The sequence below is a fragment of the Shinella pollutisoli genome (genome assembly GCF_024609765.1).
Classification (GTDB): domain Bacteria; phylum Pseudomonadota; class Alphaproteobacteria; order Rhizobiales; family Rhizobiaceae; genus Shinella; species Shinella pollutisoli.
Genome location: NZ_JANFDG010000001.1, coordinates 155,026 through 174,453, shown reverse-complemented (window position 1 = coordinate 174,453; position 19,428 = coordinate 155,026). Strand labels below are relative to the sequence as shown.

Sequence of the window (19,428 nt, the reverse complement as noted above, 5' to 3'; positions counted from 1 at the left end):
CGCCGGTCTCCTTCGGGCAATTCGTCGGGACGGGAGTGATATTGGCCGGATTCCGCCGCCGGCAAGGGCCCGCCGGGGAACTTTCCGCCGCCCGGCGCGTTCATTGCCATCATCGCGCGCCGCCACAGGATATTCCCTCCATGATCTCCAGCACCTCGCCGCTCTCCCGCTCGTGCCTTGCCTTCGTTCTGGCCGGCGGGCGGGGAACCCGACTGCACGAGCTGACCGACGACGAGTGCAAGCCCGCGGTGTCCTTCGCCGGCTCCTCGCGGATCATCGACTTCGCATTGGCGAACGTGTTGAACTCGGGCCTGCGGCATGCGCTGGTCGCCACGCAGTACCGTCCGGCCCGGCTGGTGAGCCATGTCCGCTCGCGCTGGCGCGCCCGCTTCGCCGTTCACGGCGGCTCGATCGAGACCCTGTCGAGCGGCGGCGACGAGCAGACCGGCTACAGGGGCACGGCCGACGCCGTCTATCGCAACATCGCCGCAATCGACGCCCGCGCGCCGCGCCACGTGCTCGTGCTCGCCGCCGACCATATCTATCAGATGGACTACGAGCGGCTTCTCGCCGACCACGTCGCCTCCGGAGCCGACGTGACCGTCGCGGCGGAGGTCGTGCCGGTGTCGCTCGCGCACGGCTTCGGCATCCTCGGCACGGACGGGGAGGGCCGCATCGTTGAATTCGCCGAGAAGCCGGCCGCGCCCGCAACGCTGCCCGACCGGCCGGACCGGTCGCTCGCCAGCATGGGCATCTACGTCTTCGACTGGCCGCTGCTGCGGGCGGCGCTGACGGCCGACGCGGCCGATCCGCGTTCGAGCCGCGACTTCGGTAGGGACGTGCTGCCGAGGCTGATCGCCGGCGGCAACGCCTTCGCCCATCGCTTCGCCGCGCCGGGCGACGGCGGGCGGCCCGGCTACTGGCGCGACGTGGGCACGATCGACGCCCTGCACGAGGCCAACATGGACCTGCTGCGCGGTCCGGGGCAGGGCGGCCTCGACCTCGACGGCTGGCCGCTGCACGTCGGCTGGATGGGCGAGCGCCGCGAGGGCGGCTCGCTGGTCTTCCCGGATTCCGAGCCGGCCGGCCTCGTCGCGCAGTCGGTCGTCGGCCCCCGCGTCGTCCTCGGCGAGGGCGCGCGCGTGCTGCGCAGCGTGCTGATGCCGGGCGCGGTGGTCGAGCGCGGGGTGCGGATCTGCAACTGCGTGGTCGCGCCGGACGCGCGCCTTTCGGGCGCACTCGTGATCGGTGAGGACGCGGAGGAGGACGCCCGCTGGTTCCGCCGCACGCCGGGCGGCGTCGTGCTCGTCGACCGGCGCATGCTCGACCGGCGGCGGGAAACGCGCCGCATCCTGCAGGGATGGCGCTCGGGCCCGGCCGCGGCGGTCGCCGCCGGCGGGAGGCTGCCGCTCGGCTGAACGGTCGTGCCATGCAGGAGGACGCACTGAATGAGGTCGGGCTCGTCTACGTCTCGGACAGCGAGCCGGGCATCCGCCGCCACCGGACGGGGCGGAGCTTCTGCTATCGCCTGCCGGACGGCTCGCTTGTGCGCGACGCAGCGGTGAAGGCGCGGATCGCCGCCCTCGGCCTGCCGCCGGCCTACGAGAACGTCTGGATCTGCATCGACGAGAACGGCCACCTGCAGGCGACGGGATACGATTCCCGCGGCCGCAAGCAGTACCGCTACCACCGCGACTGGAGCGCGCTGAAGAGCGGCGACAAGTTCGCCCAGCTCATCGCCTTCGGCCGGGCGCTGCCGCGGCTGCGGCGCGCGGTGCGCCGCGACCTCGACGGCCCGGCGGGCGCGGCCGAGACGATGCTGGCGGCGATCGTCGTGCTTCTCGACGAGGCGCAGCTTCGCGTCGGCAACCGCGTCTATGCGCAAGAGAACCGCACCTTCGGCGCGACGACGCTCCTCAAGCGCCACGTCTCGCTCTCGGACGGGCGCATCGAGCTGCGCTTCGTTGCCAAGGGCGGCAGGAGGGTGCGGCGCAGCCTGCGCCATCCCCGCCTGCAGCGTCTCCTCGAGCAATGCGCCGACCTGCCCGGCCGGCAGCTCTTCGTCTGGAAGGACGAGGCCGACCTCGTGCATCCGATCGATTCCGGCCGGCTCAACGCCTATCTGGCGGATATCTCCGGCCTGCCCGTCTCGGCGAAGACCTTCCGCACCTGGGCCGGCAGTCTCGCCGCCTTCGGGCTCGCCCGCCAGGCGATCGAGGCGGGCGAGCGGCCGACGGTCCGGGCGATGGCGACGCATGCCGCCGAGACGCTGCACAACACGCCGGCGATCTGCCGGTCGAGCTACATCCATCCCGACATCCTGGCGCTCGCGCGGGAGCCGGAGACGATCCGCCCCGCGCTGCGCCGGCCGCCGCCGCCGAAGCCCGGCCTGCGGCAAGAGGAGGCGCGGCTGCTCCGCTTCCTGGAAAGCCGGCGCAACGCCCGCCGCCGCCGCGCCGCCGGAACCAAGCCGCCGCGCGCGCGTTAGCAACGCGACGAGCGGGAGGCCCGTATGGACGGCAAGGACAGACTGATACTGGCGCTCGCGGCGCTGCTAAGGGCCGAACGCGAGACCCGCGGCGCGCTGATGGAGGTGCTGGAGGACGAGTCCATCCCGCGCGAGACCCTGCTGGCGATGCTCTCCGATCCCGTGCCGATCGTGACGCAGGAAGACCTCGTCTTCGCCGAGCGCTTCGCCATGTCGCGGCACCTGCCGCTCGAGAGGGAACGCTAGTGGCCCCGCGCACCTTCTGGAAAGGCTATCTGAAGCTGTCGCTGGTGACCTGCCCCGTGGCGATGATGCCGGCCGTCTCCGAGGAGGAGAAGGTCCGCTTCCGCACCCTCAACCGCCGCACCGGCAATCCCGTCGTCGCCCGCTACGTCGATTCCGTCACCGGCAAGCCGGTCGACGAGGAGGACGAGGCGAAGGGCTACCAGCGCGGCGAGGACGACTATATCGTTCTCGACGACGAGGAGATCGCGGCGGTGGCATTGGAAAGCACGCGCACCATCGACATCGAGATGTTCGTGCCGAAGGAATCGATCGGCTGGATCTGGTATGACACGCCGCATTTCCTCCTGCCGGACGACAAGGTGGGCGAGGAGGCCTTCGCCGTGATCCGCCAGGCGATGGCCTCCACCGGCACCGTCGGCATCGCCCGGCTCGTCCTCTACCGGCGCGAACGGGCGGTGATGCTGGAGCCGCGCGACCGCGGCATCGTCGTCTGGACGCTGCGCTACGGCGACGAGGTGCGCGAGGCGGCCGATTATTTCGGCAAGGCGGACGGCGCCAGGCCGGAGGCCAAGGCCCTTGCCCTCGTCGGCAAGCTGATCGACAGGCAGAGGCGCGGCTGGGAGCCGGCCATGGTGACCGACCCGGTGCAGGACCGCCTGCTGGAGATCATCGCCGCCAAGAAGAAGGGCAGGAAGCGTCCCGCCAGGCCGAAGGCCGCGCCGGAGCCCGCCGGCAACGTGGTCAACATCATGGATGCGCTGCGCCGCAGCCTCAAGGCCGAAGGCGGGAAACGCTAGGGCGCCGCATCCGGACGGATGCGCGAAGCGTCTTTCCGCGCCCGCGATGCCTCAGGGCTTGTCCTTCCGCAGCCTGCGCGCCGACGCCGTGAAATCCGCCCAGGGGTCCGCCTTCAGCGCCGCGAGCCGGGTCGGCGTGTTCTCCACCGTGAAATAGGCCGGGCCGATCTCCGGTCCCAGTTCCTCCCAGGCGAGCGGCATGGAGACGGCCGCACCCGGCCGGGCGCGGGTGGAATAGGGGGCGACGGCCGTCATGCCGCGCTGGTTGCGCAGGTAGTCGATCAGGATCTTGCCGCGCCGCTTCGCCTTGCTGATCGTCGAGACGTAGGCGTCCGGGCTGTCGGACGCCATGGCGTCGGCGAGCGCCTTGCAGAAGGCCTTGACCTGCGGCCAGTCGGCGGAGGGTTCGAGCGGGGCGACGACGTGCAGGCCCTTGCCGCCGGAGGTCTTGACGAAGGCGGCAAGCCCCGTCGCCTCAAGCCGCTCGCGCGTCTCCTGCGCCGCGGCGAGGACTGCCGGCCAGGCGACGCCCTCGCCGGGATCGAGGTCCATGATGATCCGGTCCGGCCGTTCCCAGTCGTCGAGCGTCGAGCCCCAGGGATGGATCTCCAGCACCGCCGACTGCACCAGTCCCATCAGCCCGTCGAAATCGTCGATGGCGATCAGCGGCTCGCCGTCCTTCTCCTCGGGATCCTGCACGAGGCGGATATTCGGATTGACGCCCTTCCAGGCGTGTTTCTGGAAGAATTTCTGGCCGTCGATGCCGGAGGGCGCGCGCAGGAGCGCGAGCGGCCGCCCGACGATGTGCGGCGCGATATGGCGCCAGACCTCGGTGTAGTAGTCGGCGAGCCCCTCCTTCGTCACGCCCTCGTCCGGCCAGTAGATCCGGTCGGGATGGGTAAGCCGCACGGTGCGGCGCTGCGGCTTCTCCTTCGGCGGCGCCTTGCCGGAAGGGGTCTCGCGCACGACATCGGTCGCCGGCTTGTCCTCGCGCAGGCCGCGGAAGGAGGCGTGGCGCAGGTGCCCGTCCGCCGTCCAGGCGCGGAACTCGACCTCGGCCACGAGCTCCGGCCGCACGTAGCGCACGCCGCCGCGGCCCTCCTCGGCGTTGAGCGGGCGGGAGAAGGGGCTCTTCTCGGCGCGCAGCCCGTCGAGCCGCTTGAAGAGCTGGGCGGCGACGCTGCCGGTGAAGCCGGTGCCGACGCGGCCGACCGGGGTGAGCGCGCCCTCCTCGTTGACGCCGAGCACCAGCGAGCCGATCGCCTTGCGCGACACGGTCGAGGGGATGAAGCCGCCGATCACGAATTCCTGCCGGGCCGAGCATTTCGACTTGATCCAGCTCTTTGTGCGGCCGGCGCGGTAGGGCGCGTTGCGAAGCTTGGAGACGACCCCCTCCAGGCTGAGGCGGCAGGCGTGGCGCTTCACCATCTCGCCGCTTTCGGAGAAATGCGCGCTGTAGCGCAGCGCCCCGCCGGCCTCCGCCACCAGCGGCTCCAGCATGGCCTTGCGCTCGACGAGCGGCAGGCGCGTGAGGTCGTAGCCGTCGAGATGGAGAAGGTCGAAGGCATAGAAGACGAAGCGGTCGCTGCGCCCGTCGGAGAGGTCGGCCTGGAGCGCGGAGAAATCCGAGGCGCCGGCAGCCGTCTCCACCACCAGCTCGCCGTCGATGATGGCGGTGCCGACCGGCAGCGCCCGCAGCGCGTCGGGGACCGTCTTGCCGAATTTCTTCGTCCAGTCGAGGCCGCTGCGGGTGAGCAGCTTCACCCGCCCCGCCTCGATCCGCGCCTGAAGGCGGTAGCCGTCGAACTTGATCTCGTGCAGCCATTGCTCGCCGGGCGGCGGCGCGGCGGCGAGCGTGGCGAGCATCGGCTCGATGAAATCGGGAAGCGCGGCCTTGCGGGCGCCCTTCGCGCCGGACGGGTCCGGCAGCGCCTCGTCCTCCGGCTCGGGCGGCGGCGGATTTTTTTTGGCCGTCTTGCGGATGCGGCCGGTCTTCGAGGACCAGCCGGGCGCCTCCCCGGCGATGTCGGCGAGGTCGCGGCCGGTCTTCACCGATTCCGGCCGCTCCTCCAGGATGTCCGGCTCGTCGGCCGCGCGGGCGAAGTCGTCGTCGCCCTTGATCAGCAGCCAGTTCTCGCGCTTCTCGCGCGGCTTGCCCTGCATGCGGATGAGGTGCCAGCGCCCGTGCAGCTTCTCGCCGGACAGCTCGAATTCGAGATGGCCCTTGGCATAGGCTTTGGCGACATCGCCGAGCGGCGTCCAGGTGCCGCGGTCCCAGAGGAGCACGGTGCCGCCGCCGTATTCGCCCTTGGGGATCGTGCCCTCGAAGCCGCCGTAGTCGAGCGGGTGGTCCTCGACATGGACGGCGAGCCGCTTGTCGCCCGGCACGAGGCTCGGGCCGCGCGTCACCGCCCAGCTCTTCAGCACGCCGTCCATCTCCAGCCGGAAATCGTAGTGCAGGCGGGTGGCGTCGTGCTTCTGGATGACGAAGCTGTTGCCGCGGGCGCGCGCCTTGCGGCCCTTCGGCTCGGGCGTGGTCGAGAAATCGCGCTTCTGCCGGTAGACGTCGAGTGTCGCCATGGATCAGCCCGCCTTGCGCCGCTTGGCGGCCGGCGCGGATTTCGCCGCCTTCCGCTTGCCCTTCCTGCCGTCCGCCTCGCCGGCGCTCGCGCGCAGCGCCTCCATCAGGTCGATGACCTTGCCCTCCTTCGGGGCGGGCGGGGCCTTGATCGCCCGGCCCTCGATCTTGGCCCGGACCAGTTCGGCGAGTGCCGCGTCATAGCGGTCGTCGAAGGCGGCGGGATCGAAGCGGCCGCGCTTCTTGCCGATGATGTGCTCGGCGAGCTCCAGCATCTCGCCGCCGATGTCGATCTGCGGAATGTCGGCGAAGGCCTCGGCCGCGGAGCGCACCTCGTAGTCGAAGTTGAGCGTCGTGGCGATCATGCCCGCGTCGTGCGGGCGGATCAACAGGGTGCGCACGCGGCGGAAGAGCACGGTGCGGGCGATCGCGGCGACGCTGCGCTTGCGCATCCCCTCGCGCATCAGCGCGAAGGCCTCCGCCGCCGCCTTGTCGGCCGGCGCGAGATAATAGGGCTTGTCGAAGAAGAGATCGTCGATGTCCTCGCAGTCGAGGAAGGCGGAGACCGCGAGCGTCTTGTCGCTCTCGGGAACGGCGGCCGCCACCTCGTCGGCTTCGAGCACGATATAGTCGTTCGCCGCCGCCTCGTATCCCTTCGCCTGGTCTTCGCGCTCGACCGGCTTGCCGGTGCCGCTATCGACGAACTGGCGCTGCAGCCGGTGGCCGGTCGCGCGGTTGACCATGTGGAAGGCGACGCGCTCGCTCGTCGAGGCGGCGGTATAGAGGGCGACGGCGCAGGCGAGGTCGCCGATCTTCAGGAAGCCTTTCCAGTTCGCTCTGGGCGCCACGTCCAACCCTCCGGTTCCAACCGTCTGCCAACGCCCGCCCGGACGATTTGTTCCGGGCGGCGGGGCTCAGTCGCCGCGGGTCTTCAGCGCGTCGCCGACCTTGCTGCGCACGGGGTCCTTGTTGGTCTCCCCGGCGGCGTCGCGGTCGTGATCCGGGTCGTCCTTGGCCGGCAGGTAGCCGCGCGGCCGGGTCGCCTCGGGGCCTTCCCAGCGGGGCGATTGTTCCGTGGTGCCCGGGGCACCGTCCTTCGGTTTGTCGATGGCCATGGTGGGGTCTCCTTCGCGTGATCGGGAACGGTATGCGGACGTAACACCGGGAAGGCCGGCTTGTTCCGGATCGCGCCGCATGGCGGGACGGCACGCGAGATTTCACGGGCGCGCTTTAACGTTTGCCTAACCATCGCCCAACAGATTTGACCGAAGCAAGGAATGAGAGGACTGATGCCGATCAGTGCGCTATTCGTCGGGGCACCGAATGCCCTCGACCGCTTCCCCGATCTGCGTTCGGTTCCCTGTCTGCGCCATTTCGGCCGCAACGACGTGCTGGACCGCTTTCGCCGGGCCATCGCCTTCGACCATATCGCGGTCCTCGGTCTCGACGTGGAGCACTATCGTTTCGGCGAGGGCCAGTCGGTCGATACCGACCTGCCGCCGGCCTTCGTCGACACCTACGAGGCCGAGCGCCTGGCCCTCGCCGACCCCGTTCTCCTGGCGGCCGTGAAGACGCGGAAGACCGTGGAGGAGAGGGACGTCTACGCCCTGTCGCCGCCGCCGGCGCGCCTTGCATACCTGTCGGAGCTGTTCGGCGTGCACAACCGGACGCTCGTGCCGATCCGGCGCGACGACACCGTCTACGGCGCGGTGTTCTTCACGCGGGCGACGCCGTTCGACCGTGACGAGGTCGCCTTCCTCGAGCTGATCGCCGAGCCGATCCACACCGTGATCACGCGGCCGCTGATGGAGCGCTTCGCCGCGCAGCAGCTGCGCCTGTCGAAGGGAGAGATCGCCTGCCTGTCGCATGCCAGCCGCGGGCTCACCAGCGGCGAGATCGCCGAGGCGACCGGCTACCAGAACGACACCGTCAACACCTATATCAAGGCGGCGGTGAAGAAGCTCGGTGCCAACAACCGCTCCCAGGCCGTGGCGGAGGCGATCCGGCGCCGGCTCATAAGCTAGATGTCGATGGAGAGCCCGCGCTCGCGCAGGATGGCGTTGAAGAGCGGCATCAGGTGGTCGCGCGGGCCGAAGCCGTCGAGCACGCGCTTGACGATCGGCTCCATGCCTTCCGGCTCGCTGATGCAGTAGCCCCGGCCGATGGCGACGACTTCGCAGCCCAGTGCCAGCAGTTCGTCGATCAGGGCGTTGATCGCGGTGTCGAGTGAATGTTCGCTGACCATCTTCGGATCGGATCGTTCGGCGGAAATCGGATGAAAGCGCCGGCTTTCGCCGGCGCTCTCGATGCTGGTGTCAGGCGGCGCGCTGGTCTCGTCCGGCCGCCGCATGCGCGGGGCCGGCGAGCGCGGCGGTCGTCCCCGGCTCCCGTATGGTCGAGCGCCGGTTCAGCTTGAAGCGGTTGACGAGTTCGGTGAGCATCGTCGAGCCTTCCGCGAGCGTGTGGCTGATCGTCGTGGTCCGATCCACCATGCCGGCGTTCTGCTGCGTCATCCTGTCGATTTCGCTGACGGCCGCATTGATCTGCTGCAATCCGGCCGTCTGTTCCTCGGCCGCCGAGGCGATCGCGTCGATATGCTGGTCGATGGAATTGACGAAGTTGCCGATGCGGGCAAGCGCCTCGCCCGTCTCGCCGACGAGCCGCACGCCGGCGTCGACCTCGGTGTTGGAGTTGCCGATCAGCGCCTTGATCTCCTTGGCGGCCTTGGCCGAGCGCTGGGCGAGCTCGCGCACCTCGGTGGCGACGACGGCGAAGCCCTTGCCGGCGTCGCCCGCACGGGCAGCCTCCACCCCGGCGTTCAATGCAAGCAGGTTGGTCTGGAAGGCGATCTCGTCGATGACGCCGATGATCGAGGAGATCTCCTGCGAGGCGCTCTCGATGCGCTGCATCGCCATGACGGTGTCGCCGACGATGGCGCTGGAGGCGTCGGCACAGTCGCGGGCCTGCTTCACCAGCTTGCGGGTCTCCTGGGTGCGGTCGGTCGAAAGCCGCACCGTGACGGTCACCTGTTCGAGCGAGGCGGAGGTCTCCTCCAGCGAGGCCGCCTGCTTCTGCGTGCGGTCGGCGAGCTGCATGGCCGCCTCGCGCATCTCGATGCCGTTCTCGTAGATCGCGCGGGTGCGCTGCATGACCTGCGACAGGGTCTCCTGGAAGGTGGCGATGGAGTCGTTGAAGTCGCGGCGCAGGCCGTCGAAGGGCTCGGAGAAGGGCTCGTCGATCGTCATGCGGATATTGCACTGCGACAGCCGTTCCAGGCCGGCGCCGAGCTTGTCGACCACTTCCGCGACGATCTTCTCCTGTCCCTCGCGGCGCGCGCGCTCCATCTCCTGCTGGGCCCGTTCGCTGGCCGCACGGGCGGCGTCCGCCTGCCGTTCGGCATTGGCGACGATCGCCGAGCGCACCTCCTCGACCGCCTTGGCGAGGCCGCCGATCTCGTCGCGCCGCTTGGCGAGCTCGAGGTCGGAATCCATCTCGCCGGAGGCCATGCGCATCAGCATGGCCTGGAGGCGGGCGATCGGCAGGGTGACCGAGCGGCTGACGACATAGGCGGCGGCCGCGGCGAGCGCCAGCGCGATCGACAGGCCGGTCAGCGACAGGCGCTGGAAGCTGCTCGCCGAATGCGAGACGTCCTCGCCGATCGTCTTGTTCAGGTTCTCCTGGTAGTCGATGAACTTGTTGATGGCGGCGAGCCAGTCGACGAAGAGCGGGCGGGCGGAGGAAAGCAGGATGGCTTCCGCCTCGGCGGTGCTGCCGCCGCGCGTCAGGTCGATGATCCGAGTGACGAGCGGATTGGTCTTCGCCTGCACCTCGGCGATCTCGGCGGCGATGCCGCGCTCCACCGGCGTGGCGCCGTCCGGCGCGGCCAGCATCGCGTCGAGCTTCACCTCGTTTTCGGCATAGGCGGCGGCGAGCTTCTCGATGAGGATGACGGAGGCCTCGCGGTCGGCGGCGTCGCCGGCCAGCACCACGTCGCGGATCGCGATGGCGCGGTCGTGCACGCTGCCGCGGAAGTTGATGGCGAAGCGCTGCTTGACGCTGTTCACCTCGTTGGTGACCTGAAGGTTGCCGCTGATGTGGTTGACCTCTCGGATCGACTGGAAGGTCAGGGCCAGCATCAGGAGGAGGACGAAGCCGAAGCCGAGGCCCAGGCGGGTCATGATCTTCAAACCGGTTGCTCTAGCCATTGCGATGTTTCCCGTGGCGGTTCTTGGGGGAAGGGGAAGGGTAAGGGGAGGCAGGCCTCTGTCCGCGCCTGCCTTGCGGGCGACCGAGCCGCTCGTGTCGGATGTGCTGTCCGGCCCCGGTCAGGCCGGCGTGTCTCCTCCGCCGGGCAGGCCGTCCGGGCCGGTGTCCTCGCAGGCGGCGACCAACGTGCGAAGCTCCTGCCGGATGCGGCCGAGGTCGTGCATGCTCTGGTCCAGCAGGGCCCGCGTCACGGCGAGGTAGTCGAAGCGCGCCTGTCCCTCGCCGAGGGCCGCGAGCATGTCGATGTGCCGCTGGTTCTGCAGCCGGTCGGACAGATGGGCGGAGAGGGAGATGATGTCGGCCATCACGGGATATCCTGTCGTCAGGACACACGGCGACGGTCGCCCCGCCGGTGCCGGCGGGCGCAAACGATCTGGCTCACGATGGGCCTCATGGGATACATGAAAGGGTGGCGGCCGAACCCGGCGTCATGCCGGCCGGAGGTTGAATCCCTCGCTCGGATGCCCCCAATTTAGGGATGAAATCATTTACGCTTCCTGAATATTCCGCGGCACAATGCCGTTTTTTTGCTGCTTATGGACGAAAGTTGCGCAATTCCGGCACGCCCGACGCAGGAACGGGACCATCGGTCGCAGCCGCCGGGCGAGCCTCGGGCAAGGCAGGCCGCCTATCCTTCGTATCCACTTGGCAAACATCAAGATGGATATGTCCCGCGCCGATTCGCTTGAACTCGACTTCCGCCAGACGGACGCCATGCCGGATATCGTCCGGTCGCGGCAGTGGCGCGGCGTGCAGGCCGAATTCTCGCGCCTGCACCTGCCGGCGGAATACGAATTCAACTGGAGCGGGGCGACCCATTACCTCGCGCTGCACGACCTCGTGCTCTCCGACGGCGAGATGGACGTCGACGGGCTGGCGCCCGTGACCGGCGGCGATCTCCGGGGCAAGATGACCTACGTGCCGGCCAGCTGCGGGCTCAAGGGCTGGGCCGCGCCGGCGCCGCGCCAGAACACCTTCACCGTCGTCTATTTCGACGCGGCGGTGCTGGAGCAGGAGGTCGAGGACGGCTTCGGCACGGCGGACCTCAGGCCGCTCATCTACTTCGACGATCCCGCGCTCAAGGCGACGATGAAGAAGTTCGAGGAGGCGCTGTCGCCCTCCGCCGGCGCGGCGACCTCCGTCTATGCCGAGACGCTGGCCCTCGTCGCCGCGCTCGAGACCTTCCGCCTCCAGCGCGGGCTGCGGGACGCGGTGAGCCGAACGGGCGGGCTGACGGCCGGGCAGGAGCGGCTGGTGCGCGAATATATCGAGGAGAACCTGGCCGTCGATTTCGGCCTGGACGAGCTGGCGGCGACGACGGGCCTCAGCCGCTATCATTTCAGCCGCCGCTTCAAGGCGACCTTCGGCGTGCCGCCGCACCGCTACGTCACGACGCGCAAGATCGAGCGCGCGCGCCAGCTGCTCGCCGAGACCCGCTTCCCGGTCTCCCATGTCGCCGCCGCCTCCGGTTTCACCAGCGCGGCGAACTTCATCCGCGCCTTCCGCGAGCAGCACGGCATGACCCCGCGGGACTACCGGCGGGGCATCTAGGCCGGAGGCGCCGCCTCGATCGCCCGGTCGAGATGCGTGTAGCCGCCGTCCGGAAAGAGCCACTGGCCGGTCGTGTGGCTGGCGCGATCGGAGAGCAGGAAGGCGCAGGTGTCGGCGATCTCGCGCGCCGTCGTCATCCGTTGGCCGAGCGGGATGCGGCGCGTGATGCGGTCGAGGGCTTCCTGCGGGTCGGGCAGGGTGTCGAGCCAGCGGCGGTAGAGCGGCGTCATCACCTCGGCGACGACGATGGCGTTGACGCGGATGCCGTCCGGCAGGAACTCCACGGCCCATTCGCGCGTCAGGCCAAGCTGCGCGGCCTTGGCGGCGATATAGGCGGACGTGCCGCCCTGGCCGGTGAGCGCGGTCTTCGAGGAGATGTTGACGATCGCCCCTTTCGTGGCGCGGAGGTCGTCGCGCAGCAGGTGGACCATCGTGTAGTAGTGCACGAGGTTCTGGTCGAGGCTGGCGCGGAAGGCGTCCGGCCCCTTGTCGAGCCCGACGCCGTCGTTCGCGCCCGCATTGTTGACGAGACCGTGTATCGCCCCGTGGCGCGCCCGCACCGTTTCCACCGCGGCCCTGCAGGCATCGTCGTCGGAAAGCTCCGCCGCGACGAAATCGGCGCCGGTGCGCGCGAGCCATTCGGCATCCGGCGCGCGGCGGGCGACGACCACCGGCCGCGCCCCTTCCTCGGCCAGCACCTCGGTGATGCCGGCGCCGATGCCCGAGCCGCCGCCGGTGACGATGACGACCTTGCCCTTGAGGTGGAGATCCATCATGCCCCCCTGAAGCGATAGGTTTCGAGGCTCTCCGGCTTCATCTCGATCGAGAAGCCGGGGCGCTCCGGCGGCATGTAGGCGGCGTTGCGGATGACGCAGGGGTCGACGAAATGCTCGTGCAGATGGTCGACATATTCGATCACCCGGCCCTCGCGCGTGCCGGAGATGCACAGATAATCGATCATGCTGAGGTGCTGGACGTATTCGCACAAGCCCACGCCGCCGGCGTGCGGGCAGACCTTCAACCCGTATTTCGCCGCCATCAGCATCACCGCGAGGATCTCGTTGACGCCGCCCAGCCGGCAGCTGTCGATCTGCACCACGTCGATTGCGCCGCGCATGATGAGCTGCTTGAAGATGATGCGGTTCTGGCACATCTCGCCGGTCGCCACCTGCACGGGGGCGACGCCCTCGCGGATCTTGCGGTGGCCCTCGATGTCGTCGGGGCTGGTCGGCTCCTCGATGAACCACGGCTTGACGAAGGCGAGCTTCCGCACCCATTCGATCGCCTGGTCGACCTCCCAGACCTGGTTGGCGTCGATCATCAGGTTGACGTCGGGGCCGACCTCGTCGCGGGCGATGGTGAGGCGGCGGATGTCGTCCTCCAGGTCGCGGCCGACCTTCATCTTCACATACTTGAAGCCGGCGTCGACGGCCTCGCGGCAGAGACGGCGCAGCTTGGCGTCGTCATAGCCGAGCCAGCCGGCCGACGTCGTGTAGCAGGGATAGCCCTCGGCCTTCAGCGTGGCGATGCGCCCGGCCTTGCCTTCCGCCTGCTTCGTCAGGAAGTCGAGCGCCCATTCCGGCGTGATGCAGTCGGTGAGGTAGCGGAAATCGATGCAACGGACCAATTGCTCGGGCGAAAGATCGGCGACGAGCTGCCAGACCGGCTTGCCCTCGATCTTCGCCCAGAGGTCCCAGACGGCGTTGACGACGGCGCCGGTGGCGAGGTGAATCGCGCCCTTGTCCGGGCCGATCCAGCGCAGCTGGCTGTCGGAGGTGACGTGGCGCCAGAAACGGCCCATGTCCTCGGCCACCCAGTCCATGTCGAGGCCGACGACGAGCGGGCGCAGCGCCTCTATGGCCGCCACGCAGATCTCGTTGCCGCGGCCGATGGTGAAGGTGAGCCCGTGGCCTTCCTGCCCGCCGTCGGTCTCGAGGATGACATAGGCCGCGGAATAGTCCGGGTCCGGGTTCATCGCATCGGAGCCGTCCAGATGCTGGCTGGTGGGAAAGCGCACGTCGACGGTGCGCAGGCCGGTGATCTTCATGTCGTCTTACCTTTTCATGTCGGCGCCGTTGCCGGCGGAGAGTGCATGGGAGAGGGAAGGGGCGCTGCAAGCCTTGGGGGTGCTGCCCTCACCTGCCTGCCGGCATCCTCTCCCGCAAGCGGGGCGAGGAACTTATGCCGTGCCGTTTTCCGCCTTCTCCCCGCTTGCGGAAAGAAGGTCCCGGCAGGGGAATGAGGGGCAAAGCGCCTCTCGCCTCTCCCATACGGATCGCCGGGGGCCGAAGCCCCCGGCAAGGTATGGATCAGTCGTAGAGGACCGCGGAAATCTCCGGGTTGTCGATGTTGGTCTTGTCGTACCAGTAGAAGCCGGTGTCGATGTTCTTCTCGACCGTCTCGCCCTTGGCGGCGGCGACGGCGGCCTTGACCGTCTCGTAGCCGATGCCGACCGGGTTCTGGGTGATGGCGCCGGCCATCACGCCCTCGCGGATCGCATCCTTCTGGGCCTTGCCGGAGTCGTAGCCGACGACCACGACCTTGGCGCCGGATTCCTTCACGCCGTTGACGACGCCGATGGCCGAGCCTTCGTTGGTGCCGAAGATGCCCTTGATGTCGGGGTTGGCGGTCAGGATCGCCTTGGTGATCTCCGTCGACTTCAGGTGGTCGCCGCCGCCGTATTCGATGGTGACGACCTCGATGTTCGGATGGGATTCCTTGATGCGGTTGACGAAGCCGTCGCGGCGGTCGACGCCGGTGCGCGACGTCTGGTCGTGCGCCACGACGGCGACCTTGCCTTCGCCGCCGATCAGCTCGGCCATCTTGTCGGCGGCGAGCGCCGCGGCCGCCAGGTTGTCCGTCGAGGCGGTGGCGAGCGGGATGTCGCTGTCGACGCCCGAGTCGAAGGCGATGACCGGGATGTTGGCTTCCTGCGCCTGCTTGAGGAGCGGGATGGCCGCCTGGCTGTCGAGCGCGGCGAAGCCGATCGCTGCCGGCTTCTTGGCGAGTGCGGCCGCCAGCATGTCGATCTGCTTGTCGACCTGGCTTTCGTTGTCCGGGCCCTCGAACGTCACCTCGACGCCGAGCTCGGCGCCCGCCTTGTCGGCGCCCACCTTCACGGCCTGCCAGAACTGGTGCTGGAAGCCCTTGGAGATCAGCGGCACGTAGAGCTTGTCCTGGGCGACGGCGCCGGTGGCGCCGGTCATCAGCGAGAGCGCGGCGACGGCGCCGAGCAGGGTGCGTCTTGTGAACATGGTTTCCTCCTTGGTGTTCACGGTTTCATGCGAAGGTAGGCACGTGCGAGGGGCGGGAGGTCCCGCCCGTCGTTTCAGCTGCGCCCGCGGCGCCGCATCTGGTCGGCATAGACCGCGACGATGATGATCGCGCCGGTGACGACCGTCTGCCATTCCGGCGCGACCGAGAGCACGCGCAGCCCGTTGGTCAGCACCGACATGATCAGCGCGCCGATCAGCGTGCCGAGGATGGTGCCGCGGCCGCCCGAAAGGCTGGTGCCGCCGATCACCACGGCGGCGATCGCCTCCAGCTCGTAGCCGAGGCCGAGCGCCGGCTGGGCGGAATTGAGGCGGCTGGCGATGAGCAGGCCCGCGATGCCGCAGATGGCGCCGGCGAGCGTGTAGATCGCGATCTTCCAGAACTCGGTGTTGACGCCGGAAAGCCGGACCGCCTCCTCGTTGGAACCCAAAGCAAAGGTGTAGCGGCCGAGCACGGTGCGGCCGAGGATCCAGGCGGCGACGCCGGCGACGATGAACAGCACGAGCACGCCGTTCGGCACGGGGAGCGGGATGATCTGGCCGATCAGCGAACCCTGGGCGATCGTGGTGAAGCCGGGCGTGTCGTTGAAGTAGATCGGCTTGGTGCCCGTGACGATCAGCGACAGGCCCTTCAGCACCAGCATCATGCCGAGCGTGGCGATGAAGGGCGGGATCTTCATGCGCGCCACGAGGCCGCCCGAGACGAAGCCGCAGAGCGCGCCCGTGCCGACCGCCGTCAGCACGCCGAGCGGCAGCGGCATTCCCAGCCAGGTCAGCACCACGCCGGTCATCACCGCGCAGAAGGTCATCAGCGTGCCGATGGACAGGTCGATGCCGCCGGTGATGATGATCAGCGTCACGCCGACAGCGAGCACCCCGTTGACCGAGGTCGCCTGCAGGATCGCCATGATGTTGGAGACCTGGAAGAAGTTGGGGCTTGCCAGCGAGAAGCCGATCACCAGCACGATCAGGCTGGCGAAGGCCAGGAGTTTCTGCTGCGCGTTACCGCCCAGTCCGCTTTCCCTTGCGCTCATGGTCTCGTCTTCCCCCTCAAGCCGCGGTCTTGCCGTTGCGTTCCGTTGCCAGTGCCATGATCTTCTCCTGGTCTGCGCCGCCCGGCAGGATGCCGGTGAGCCGGCCCTCGCACATCACCGCGATGCGGTGGGAGAGGCGCAGCACTTCCGGCAGCTCGCTGGAGATGACGATGATCGCCTTGCCCTGCGCGGCGAGCTCGTTGAGCAGGCGGTAGATCTCCGCCTTGGCGCCCACGTCGATGCCGCGCGTCGGCTCGTCGAAGATCAGGATGTCGCAGTCGCGCAGCAGCCATTTGGCGATGACGACCTTCTGCTGGTTGCCGCCCGATAGCAGCCGCAGCTCCTGCCGGTCGCTCGGCGTGCGGATGGCGAGCTTGGCGATATAGTCTTTGGCGATCTTCGCGAGCGCGGCCTCGTCGATGCGGCCGATCGCGTCGGAATGGCGGCGCAGGCTCGCCATGGCGATGTTGGCGCGCACGTCCATGCCGAGCGCGAGGCCGTAATGCTTGCGGTCCTCGGAAAGGTAGCCGATGCCGGCGCGCACGGCCTCCGCCGGGCTGTTGATGCGCACCGGCCTGCCGTGCACGCGGATCTCGCCGCTGTCGATCGGCTCGGCGCCGAAGATGGCGCGGGCGAGCTCCGTGCGCCCGGCGCCCATCAGGCCGGCGAAGCCGAGGATCTCGCCCTTCTTCAGGCTGAAGCTGATGTTCTTGAGCTCCTTGCCGCGGCTGACGTCGATCACCTCCAGCGCCGTCTCGGCGCGGGAAAGGTCGGGGATCGTCACCGCCTCGTCCTTCAGCTCGCGGCCGACCATCATCGAGATGATCTTCGAGATCGGCGTCTCGTCCGCCACGACCGTGCCGACATAGGCGCCGTCGCGCATCACCGTCACGCGGTCGGAGATCTGCTTGATCTCGTCCATCTTGTGGCTGATGTAGATGATGCCGACGCCCTCGGCCTTGAGGCGGCGGATGATGGCGAAGAGCTCGGCGATCTCGGCGTCGTTCAGCGCCGCCGTCGGCTCGTCCATGATCAGCACGCGCGAGCGGTAGCTCAGCGCCTTGGCGATCTCGACCATCTGCTGGCGGGCGATGGTCAGCCCCTCGACCGGCGTGCGCGGGTCCATCCTGATGTGCATGCTGGCGAAGATCGCCGCCGCGTCGGCGTTGAGCTTCGCCTCGTCGATGCGGCCGAAGGAAAGGCGCGGCTCGCGGCCGATCCAGATGTTCTGCGCGACGGTCAGGTCGCGCATCAGCGCCAGCTCCTGATGGATGATGCCGATGCCGAGGTCCTGCGCCGCCTTCGGGGTCGGAAGCTTCACCTCCTGCCCGTCGACGAAGACGCGGCCGCTGTCCGGCTCGTAGACGCCGGAGAGCACCTTCATCAAGGTCGACTTGCCGGCGCCGTTCTCGCCCATCAGCGCGTGGACCTCGCCGGAATGGAGGTCGAAGTTCACCGATTTCAGCGCGTGGACGCCGGGGAAGCTCTTGTCGATGGCTTCCATCCTGACCAGTTCGCTCATGGCTCCACCCCGTAGAAACGCGCCGCGTTGTCCGCCATGATAGCGGCTTGTTCGCCGGCGGAAAGCCCGCCTAGGAGTTCTTCCGTCAAGGACTGCCATTCCGCGTAGCCGGCGGCGAGCGTCAGCACCGGCCAGTCGCTGCCCCAGATCAGGCGTTCCGGCCCGAACCAGTCGAGCAGGCGGTCGAAGATCGGCTGCAATTCGCCGAGCGGGTCCCTGAGCATCTCGGGCGAGAATTCCGTCAGCAGGCCGGAGAGCTTGCAATGGACGTGCGGCAGGCGGGCGAGCGCGCGAAGACCCTCTTCCCAACCGGACCGGTCGCCCGGCTGCGGCTTGGCGGCATGGTCGACGATGAGGGGAAGGCCGGCCTCGCGCTCGGCGAAGCGCAGGAGGCCGGCCAAGTGACGCTCCGTCACCAGCGCGTCGAAGCGCAGGCCGAGATCGCGGAGCGCGGAGAGAACGTCGGCGCGGGGCGCCGTCAGCAGCCAGTCCGTGTCCTCGATATCCTGCAGCATCGGGCGGATGCCCTTGAAGGCGGGGTTCTCCGCGCGGATGCGCAAGGTCTCGACGGAGGCCGGGTCGGTCATGTCCACCCAGCCGACGACGCCGAGAATACGCGGGTCGTCGTCGGCGAGCGACAGCAAGAAATCCGTTTCGGCGAGCGTCGGTGCCGCCTGCACGGCGATCAGCTGCGCGTCCTCCGCCGGGTAGTCGGCCGGCAGGAAATCGCGGCGGATCGGCGCGAGCGGACCGCCTTTGCCGGCGAGCCAGCCGTAGTCGCCGCGCGCGAGCCGCCAGAAATGGCAATGTGCATCGATGATCTGCATCGCCGCCCCTCCCAAGGCCGCAACCCTGGCCGCAATCAGATGGTCACGCCTCCGTCGACGAGCATCGCCTGCCCGGAGACGAAGCGGCTCTCGTCGGAGAGCAGGAAGACGACCATCGGCGTGATGTCGTCCACCGTTGCCAGCCGCCCCATCGGCTGGCGGGCGATGAAATCCTTCTCGGCCTGCGCCGGATCGGCCGAGGCGGCGATGCGCCCGCGCAGCGACGGCGTGTCGACCGTGCCGGGGCAGAGCGCGTTGCAGCGGATGCCCTGCTTGACGAAATCGGCGGCGATGGCCTTGGTGAGCCCGATCACGGCGGCCTTGCTGGCGCCGTAGGCGGTGCGGTTGACGAAGCCTTTGATCGAGGAGGCCATCGAGGCCATGTTGAGGATCGAGGCCGTGCCCGTCTCGGCCGCACGTTCCAGCATGCCCGGCAGGCAGGCGCGGGTGAGCCGCATCATGGCGGTGACGTTGAGGTCGAAGCTGAAGGCCCAGGCCTCGTCGGTGACGTCGAGGATCGAGCCGTTGTGGACGTAGCCCGCGCAGTTGAACAGGCCGTCGAGCCGGCCGGCCCTGGCGGCGATCGCCTTGACGGCCTCCGCGTCGGTCACGTCGAGCGCCGAGGTCTCGATGCCGTCGAGGCCGGAAAGCAGGCCGCCGTTGAGGTCGGTGGCGATGACGCGGGCGCCCTCGTTCCGGCAGGCGATCGCGCTCGCCCGGCCGATGCCCTGGCCGGCCGCCGTCACCAGGATCGTCTTGCCTCGAAGCCGCATGATTTCCTCCCGAGACCGTCGCCTTGAAATTTTTATATGAACACGTTATCCACATATGAAATGTCATTGCAACA

The 19,428-nt window shown here is 68.9% G+C and carries 19 protein-coding genes; 6 read left to right on the top strand and 13 right to left on the bottom strand.

Features of this window, described 5'->3' with window-relative positions; all coding sequences use genetic code 11:
* Positions 1-140 precede the first annotated feature (140 nt).
* Genes NNZ72_RS00885 through ku (NNZ72_RS00870) form a run of 4 tightly spaced genes read left to right on the top strand, consistent with a single transcriptional unit; the run spans position 141 to position 3,531 of the window.
* Positions 141-1,418, top strand: coding sequence for a sugar phosphate nucleotidyltransferase (locus NNZ72_RS00885; protein WP_257311286.1), 1,278 nt, complete (start codon positions 141-143; stop codon positions 1,416-1,418).
* An 11-nt stretch (positions 1,419-1,429) separates the two neighbouring features.
* Positions 1,430-2,488: a DNA topoisomerase IB gene (locus NNZ72_RS00880; protein ID WP_257311283.1), complete on the top strand. Its 1,059-nt coding sequence runs from the start codon at positions 1,430-1,432 to the stop codon at positions 2,486-2,488.
* A gap of 24 nt (positions 2,489-2,512) precedes the next feature.
* Positions 2,513-2,734 carry a hypothetical protein gene (locus NNZ72_RS00875; RefSeq protein ID WP_257311281.1) on the top strand — a complete coding sequence of 74 codons (222 nt, stop codon included), beginning with the start codon at positions 2,513-2,515 and terminating at the stop codon, positions 2,732-2,734.
* A complete protein-coding gene (gene ku / locus NNZ72_RS00870) occupies positions 2,734-3,531 on the top strand; it encodes a non-homologous end joining protein Ku (RefSeq protein WP_257311279.1) in 798 nt (265 codons plus the stop codon). The genes NNZ72_RS00875 and ku (NNZ72_RS00870) overlap by 1 nt, the downstream gene beginning before the upstream one ends.
* 51 nt (positions 3,532-3,582) lie before the next feature.
* On the opposite strand, the gene ligD is transcribed toward ku (NNZ72_RS00870), so the two are convergent.
* From ligD to NNZ72_RS00855, 3 genes are all read right to left on the bottom strand, one after another.
* On the bottom strand, positions 3,583-6,111 hold the full coding sequence (gene ligD, locus NNZ72_RS00865; RefSeq protein WP_257311277.1) for a DNA ligase D: 2,529 nt from the start codon (positions 6,109-6,111) through the stop codon (positions 3,583-3,585).
* Between the two features lie 3 nt (positions 6,112-6,114).
* On the bottom strand, positions 6,115-6,957 hold the full coding sequence (ku, locus tag NNZ72_RS00860) for a non-homologous end joining protein Ku (protein WP_257311275.1): 843 nt from the start codon (positions 6,955-6,957) through the stop codon (positions 6,115-6,117).
* Between the two features lie 66 nt (positions 6,958-7,023).
* Complete coding sequence (locus NNZ72_RS00855) at positions 7,024-7,224, bottom strand: hypothetical protein (RefSeq protein ID WP_257311273.1); 201 nt, start codon at positions 7,222-7,224, stop codon at positions 7,024-7,026.
* 174 nt (positions 7,225-7,398) lie between these two features.
* Here NNZ72_RS00855 and NNZ72_RS00850 point away from each other — a divergent pair, with 174 nt between their 5' ends.
* Positions 7,399-8,133 (top strand): helix-turn-helix transcriptional regulator, encoded by a 735-nt coding sequence (locus NNZ72_RS00850; protein WP_257311270.1) that lies wholly within the window; start codon positions 7,399-7,401, stop codon positions 8,131-8,133.
* On the opposite strand, the gene NNZ72_RS00845 is transcribed toward NNZ72_RS00850, so the two are convergent.
* The 3 genes from NNZ72_RS00845 to NNZ72_RS00835 form a co-directional block, all read right to left on the bottom strand.
* Positions 8,130-8,354, bottom strand: a complete 225-nt coding sequence (locus NNZ72_RS00845; protein ID WP_257311268.1) for a Y4lK-related protein — start codon at positions 8,352-8,354, stop codon at positions 8,130-8,132. The genes NNZ72_RS00850 and NNZ72_RS00845 overlap by 4 nt on opposite strands.
* A gap of 70 nt (positions 8,355-8,424) precedes the next feature.
* Positions 8,425-10,314: a methyl-accepting chemotaxis protein gene (locus tag NNZ72_RS00840; RefSeq protein WP_257311265.1), complete on the bottom strand. Its 1,890-nt coding sequence runs from the start codon at positions 10,312-10,314 to the stop codon at positions 8,425-8,427.
* A gap of 120 nt (positions 10,315-10,434) precedes the next feature.
* Positions 10,435-10,680 carry a MerR family transcriptional regulator gene (locus tag NNZ72_RS00835; protein ID WP_257311262.1) on the bottom strand — a complete coding sequence of 82 codons (246 nt, stop codon included), beginning with the start codon at positions 10,678-10,680 and terminating at the stop codon, positions 10,435-10,437.
* Between the two features lie 355 nt (positions 10,681-11,035).
* On the opposite strand from NNZ72_RS00835, the gene NNZ72_RS00830 reads away from it, so the two are divergent.
* A complete protein-coding gene (locus NNZ72_RS00830) occupies positions 11,036-11,926 on the top strand; it encodes a helix-turn-helix domain-containing protein (protein WP_257311259.1) in 891 nt (296 codons plus the stop codon).
* Here NNZ72_RS00830 and NNZ72_RS00825 read toward each other — a convergent pair.
* The 7 genes from NNZ72_RS00825 to NNZ72_RS00795 all read right to left on the bottom strand — a co-directional run bounded on the left by NNZ72_RS00825 (position 11,923) and on the right by NNZ72_RS00795 (position 19,354).
* On the bottom strand, positions 11,923-12,699 hold the full coding sequence (locus NNZ72_RS00825; protein WP_257311257.1) for an L-fucose dehydrogenase: 777 nt from the start codon (positions 12,697-12,699) through the stop codon (positions 11,923-11,925). The two genes, NNZ72_RS00830 and NNZ72_RS00825, sit on opposite strands and share 4 nt — an antisense overlap.
* Entirely contained in the window at positions 12,699-13,973 is a 1,275-nt protein-coding gene (locus tag NNZ72_RS00820; protein ID WP_257311254.1) for an L-fuconate dehydratase, read from the bottom strand. Before NNZ72_RS00820 ends, NNZ72_RS00825 begins: the two co-directional genes overlap by 1 nt.
* A 262-nt stretch (positions 13,974-14,235) precedes the next feature.
* Positions 14,236-15,180 (bottom strand): ABC transporter substrate-binding protein, encoded by a 945-nt coding sequence (locus NNZ72_RS00815; protein ID WP_257311252.1) that lies wholly within the window; start codon positions 15,178-15,180, stop codon positions 14,236-14,238.
* A gap of 74 nt (positions 15,181-15,254) precedes the next feature.
* Complete coding sequence (locus NNZ72_RS00810) at positions 15,255-16,232, bottom strand: ABC transporter permease (protein WP_257311249.1); 978 nt, start codon at positions 16,230-16,232, stop codon at positions 15,255-15,257.
* Positions 16,233-16,248: 16 nt separating this feature from the next.
* A complete protein-coding gene (locus tag NNZ72_RS00805; protein WP_257311246.1) occupies positions 16,249-17,754 on the bottom strand; it encodes a sugar ABC transporter ATP-binding protein in 1,506 nt (501 codons plus the stop codon).
* Positions 17,751-18,581: an amidohydrolase family protein gene (locus NNZ72_RS00800; protein WP_257311241.1), complete on the bottom strand. Its 831-nt coding sequence runs from the start codon at positions 18,579-18,581 to the stop codon at positions 17,751-17,753. Before NNZ72_RS00800 ends, NNZ72_RS00805 begins: the two co-directional genes overlap by 4 nt.
* Before the next feature lie 35 nt (positions 18,582-18,616).
* On the bottom strand, positions 18,617-19,354 hold the full coding sequence (locus tag NNZ72_RS00795; protein WP_257311238.1) for an SDR family oxidoreductase: 738 nt from the start codon (positions 19,352-19,354) through the stop codon (positions 18,617-18,619).
* Positions 19,355-19,428: the final 74 nt, after the last annotated feature.

Coding starts and splice junctions, on each gene's coding strand:
- NNZ72_RS00875 (WP_257311281.1), top strand. CDS start 2,513: ATGGACGGCAAGGACAGACTGATACTGGCGCTCGCGGCGCTGCTAAGG.
- NNZ72_RS00795 (WP_257311238.1), bottom strand. CDS start 19,354: ATGCGGCTTCGAGGCAAGACGATCCTGGTGACGGCGGCCGGCCAGGGC.
- NNZ72_RS00820 (WP_257311254.1), bottom strand. CDS start 13,973: ATGAAGATCACCGGCCTGCGCACCGTCGACGTGCGCTTTCCCACCAGC.
- NNZ72_RS00825 (WP_257311257.1), bottom strand. CDS start 12,699: ATGGATCTCCACCTCAAGGGCAAGGTCGTCATCGTCACCGGCGGCGGC.
- NNZ72_RS00845 (WP_257311268.1), bottom strand. CDS start 8,354: ATGGTCAGCGAACATTCACTCGACACCGCGATCAACGCCCTGATCGAC.
- NNZ72_RS00850 (WP_257311270.1), top strand. CDS start 7,399: ATGCCGATCAGTGCGCTATTCGTCGGGGCACCGAATGCCCTCGACCGC.
- NNZ72_RS00880 (WP_257311283.1), top strand. CDS start 1,430: ATGCAGGAGGACGCACTGAATGAGGTCGGGCTCGTCTACGTCTCGGAC.
- NNZ72_RS00805 (WP_257311246.1), bottom strand. CDS start 17,754: ATGAGCGAACTGGTCAGGATGGAAGCCATCGACAAGAGCTTCCCCGGC.
- ligD (WP_257311277.1), bottom strand. CDS start 6,111: ATGGCGACACTCGACGTCTACCGGCAGAAGCGCGATTTCTCGACCACG.
- NNZ72_RS00835 (WP_257311262.1), bottom strand. CDS start 10,680: ATGGCCGACATCATCTCCCTCTCCGCCCATCTGTCCGACCGGCTGCAG.
- NNZ72_RS00855 (WP_257311273.1), bottom strand. CDS start 7,224: ATGGCCATCGACAAACCGAAGGACGGTGCCCCGGGCACCACGGAACAA.
- NNZ72_RS00810 (WP_257311249.1), bottom strand. CDS start 16,232: ATGAGCGCAAGGGAAAGCGGACTGGGCGGTAACGCGCAGCAGAAACTC.
- NNZ72_RS00840 (WP_257311265.1), bottom strand. CDS start 10,314: ATGGCTAGAGCAACCGGTTTGAAGATCATGACCCGCCTGGGCCTCGGC.
- NNZ72_RS00830 (WP_257311259.1), top strand. CDS start 11,036: ATGGATATGTCCCGCGCCGATTCGCTTGAACTCGACTTCCGCCAGACG.
- NNZ72_RS00815 (WP_257311252.1), bottom strand. CDS start 15,180: ATGTTCACAAGACGCACCCTGCTCGGCGCCGTCGCCGCGCTCTCGCTG.
- NNZ72_RS00885 (WP_257311286.1), top strand. CDS start 141: ATGATCTCCAGCACCTCGCCGCTCTCCCGCTCGTGCCTTGCCTTCGTT.
- NNZ72_RS00800 (WP_257311241.1), bottom strand. CDS start 18,581: ATGCAGATCATCGATGCACATTGCCATTTCTGGCGGCTCGCGCGCGGC.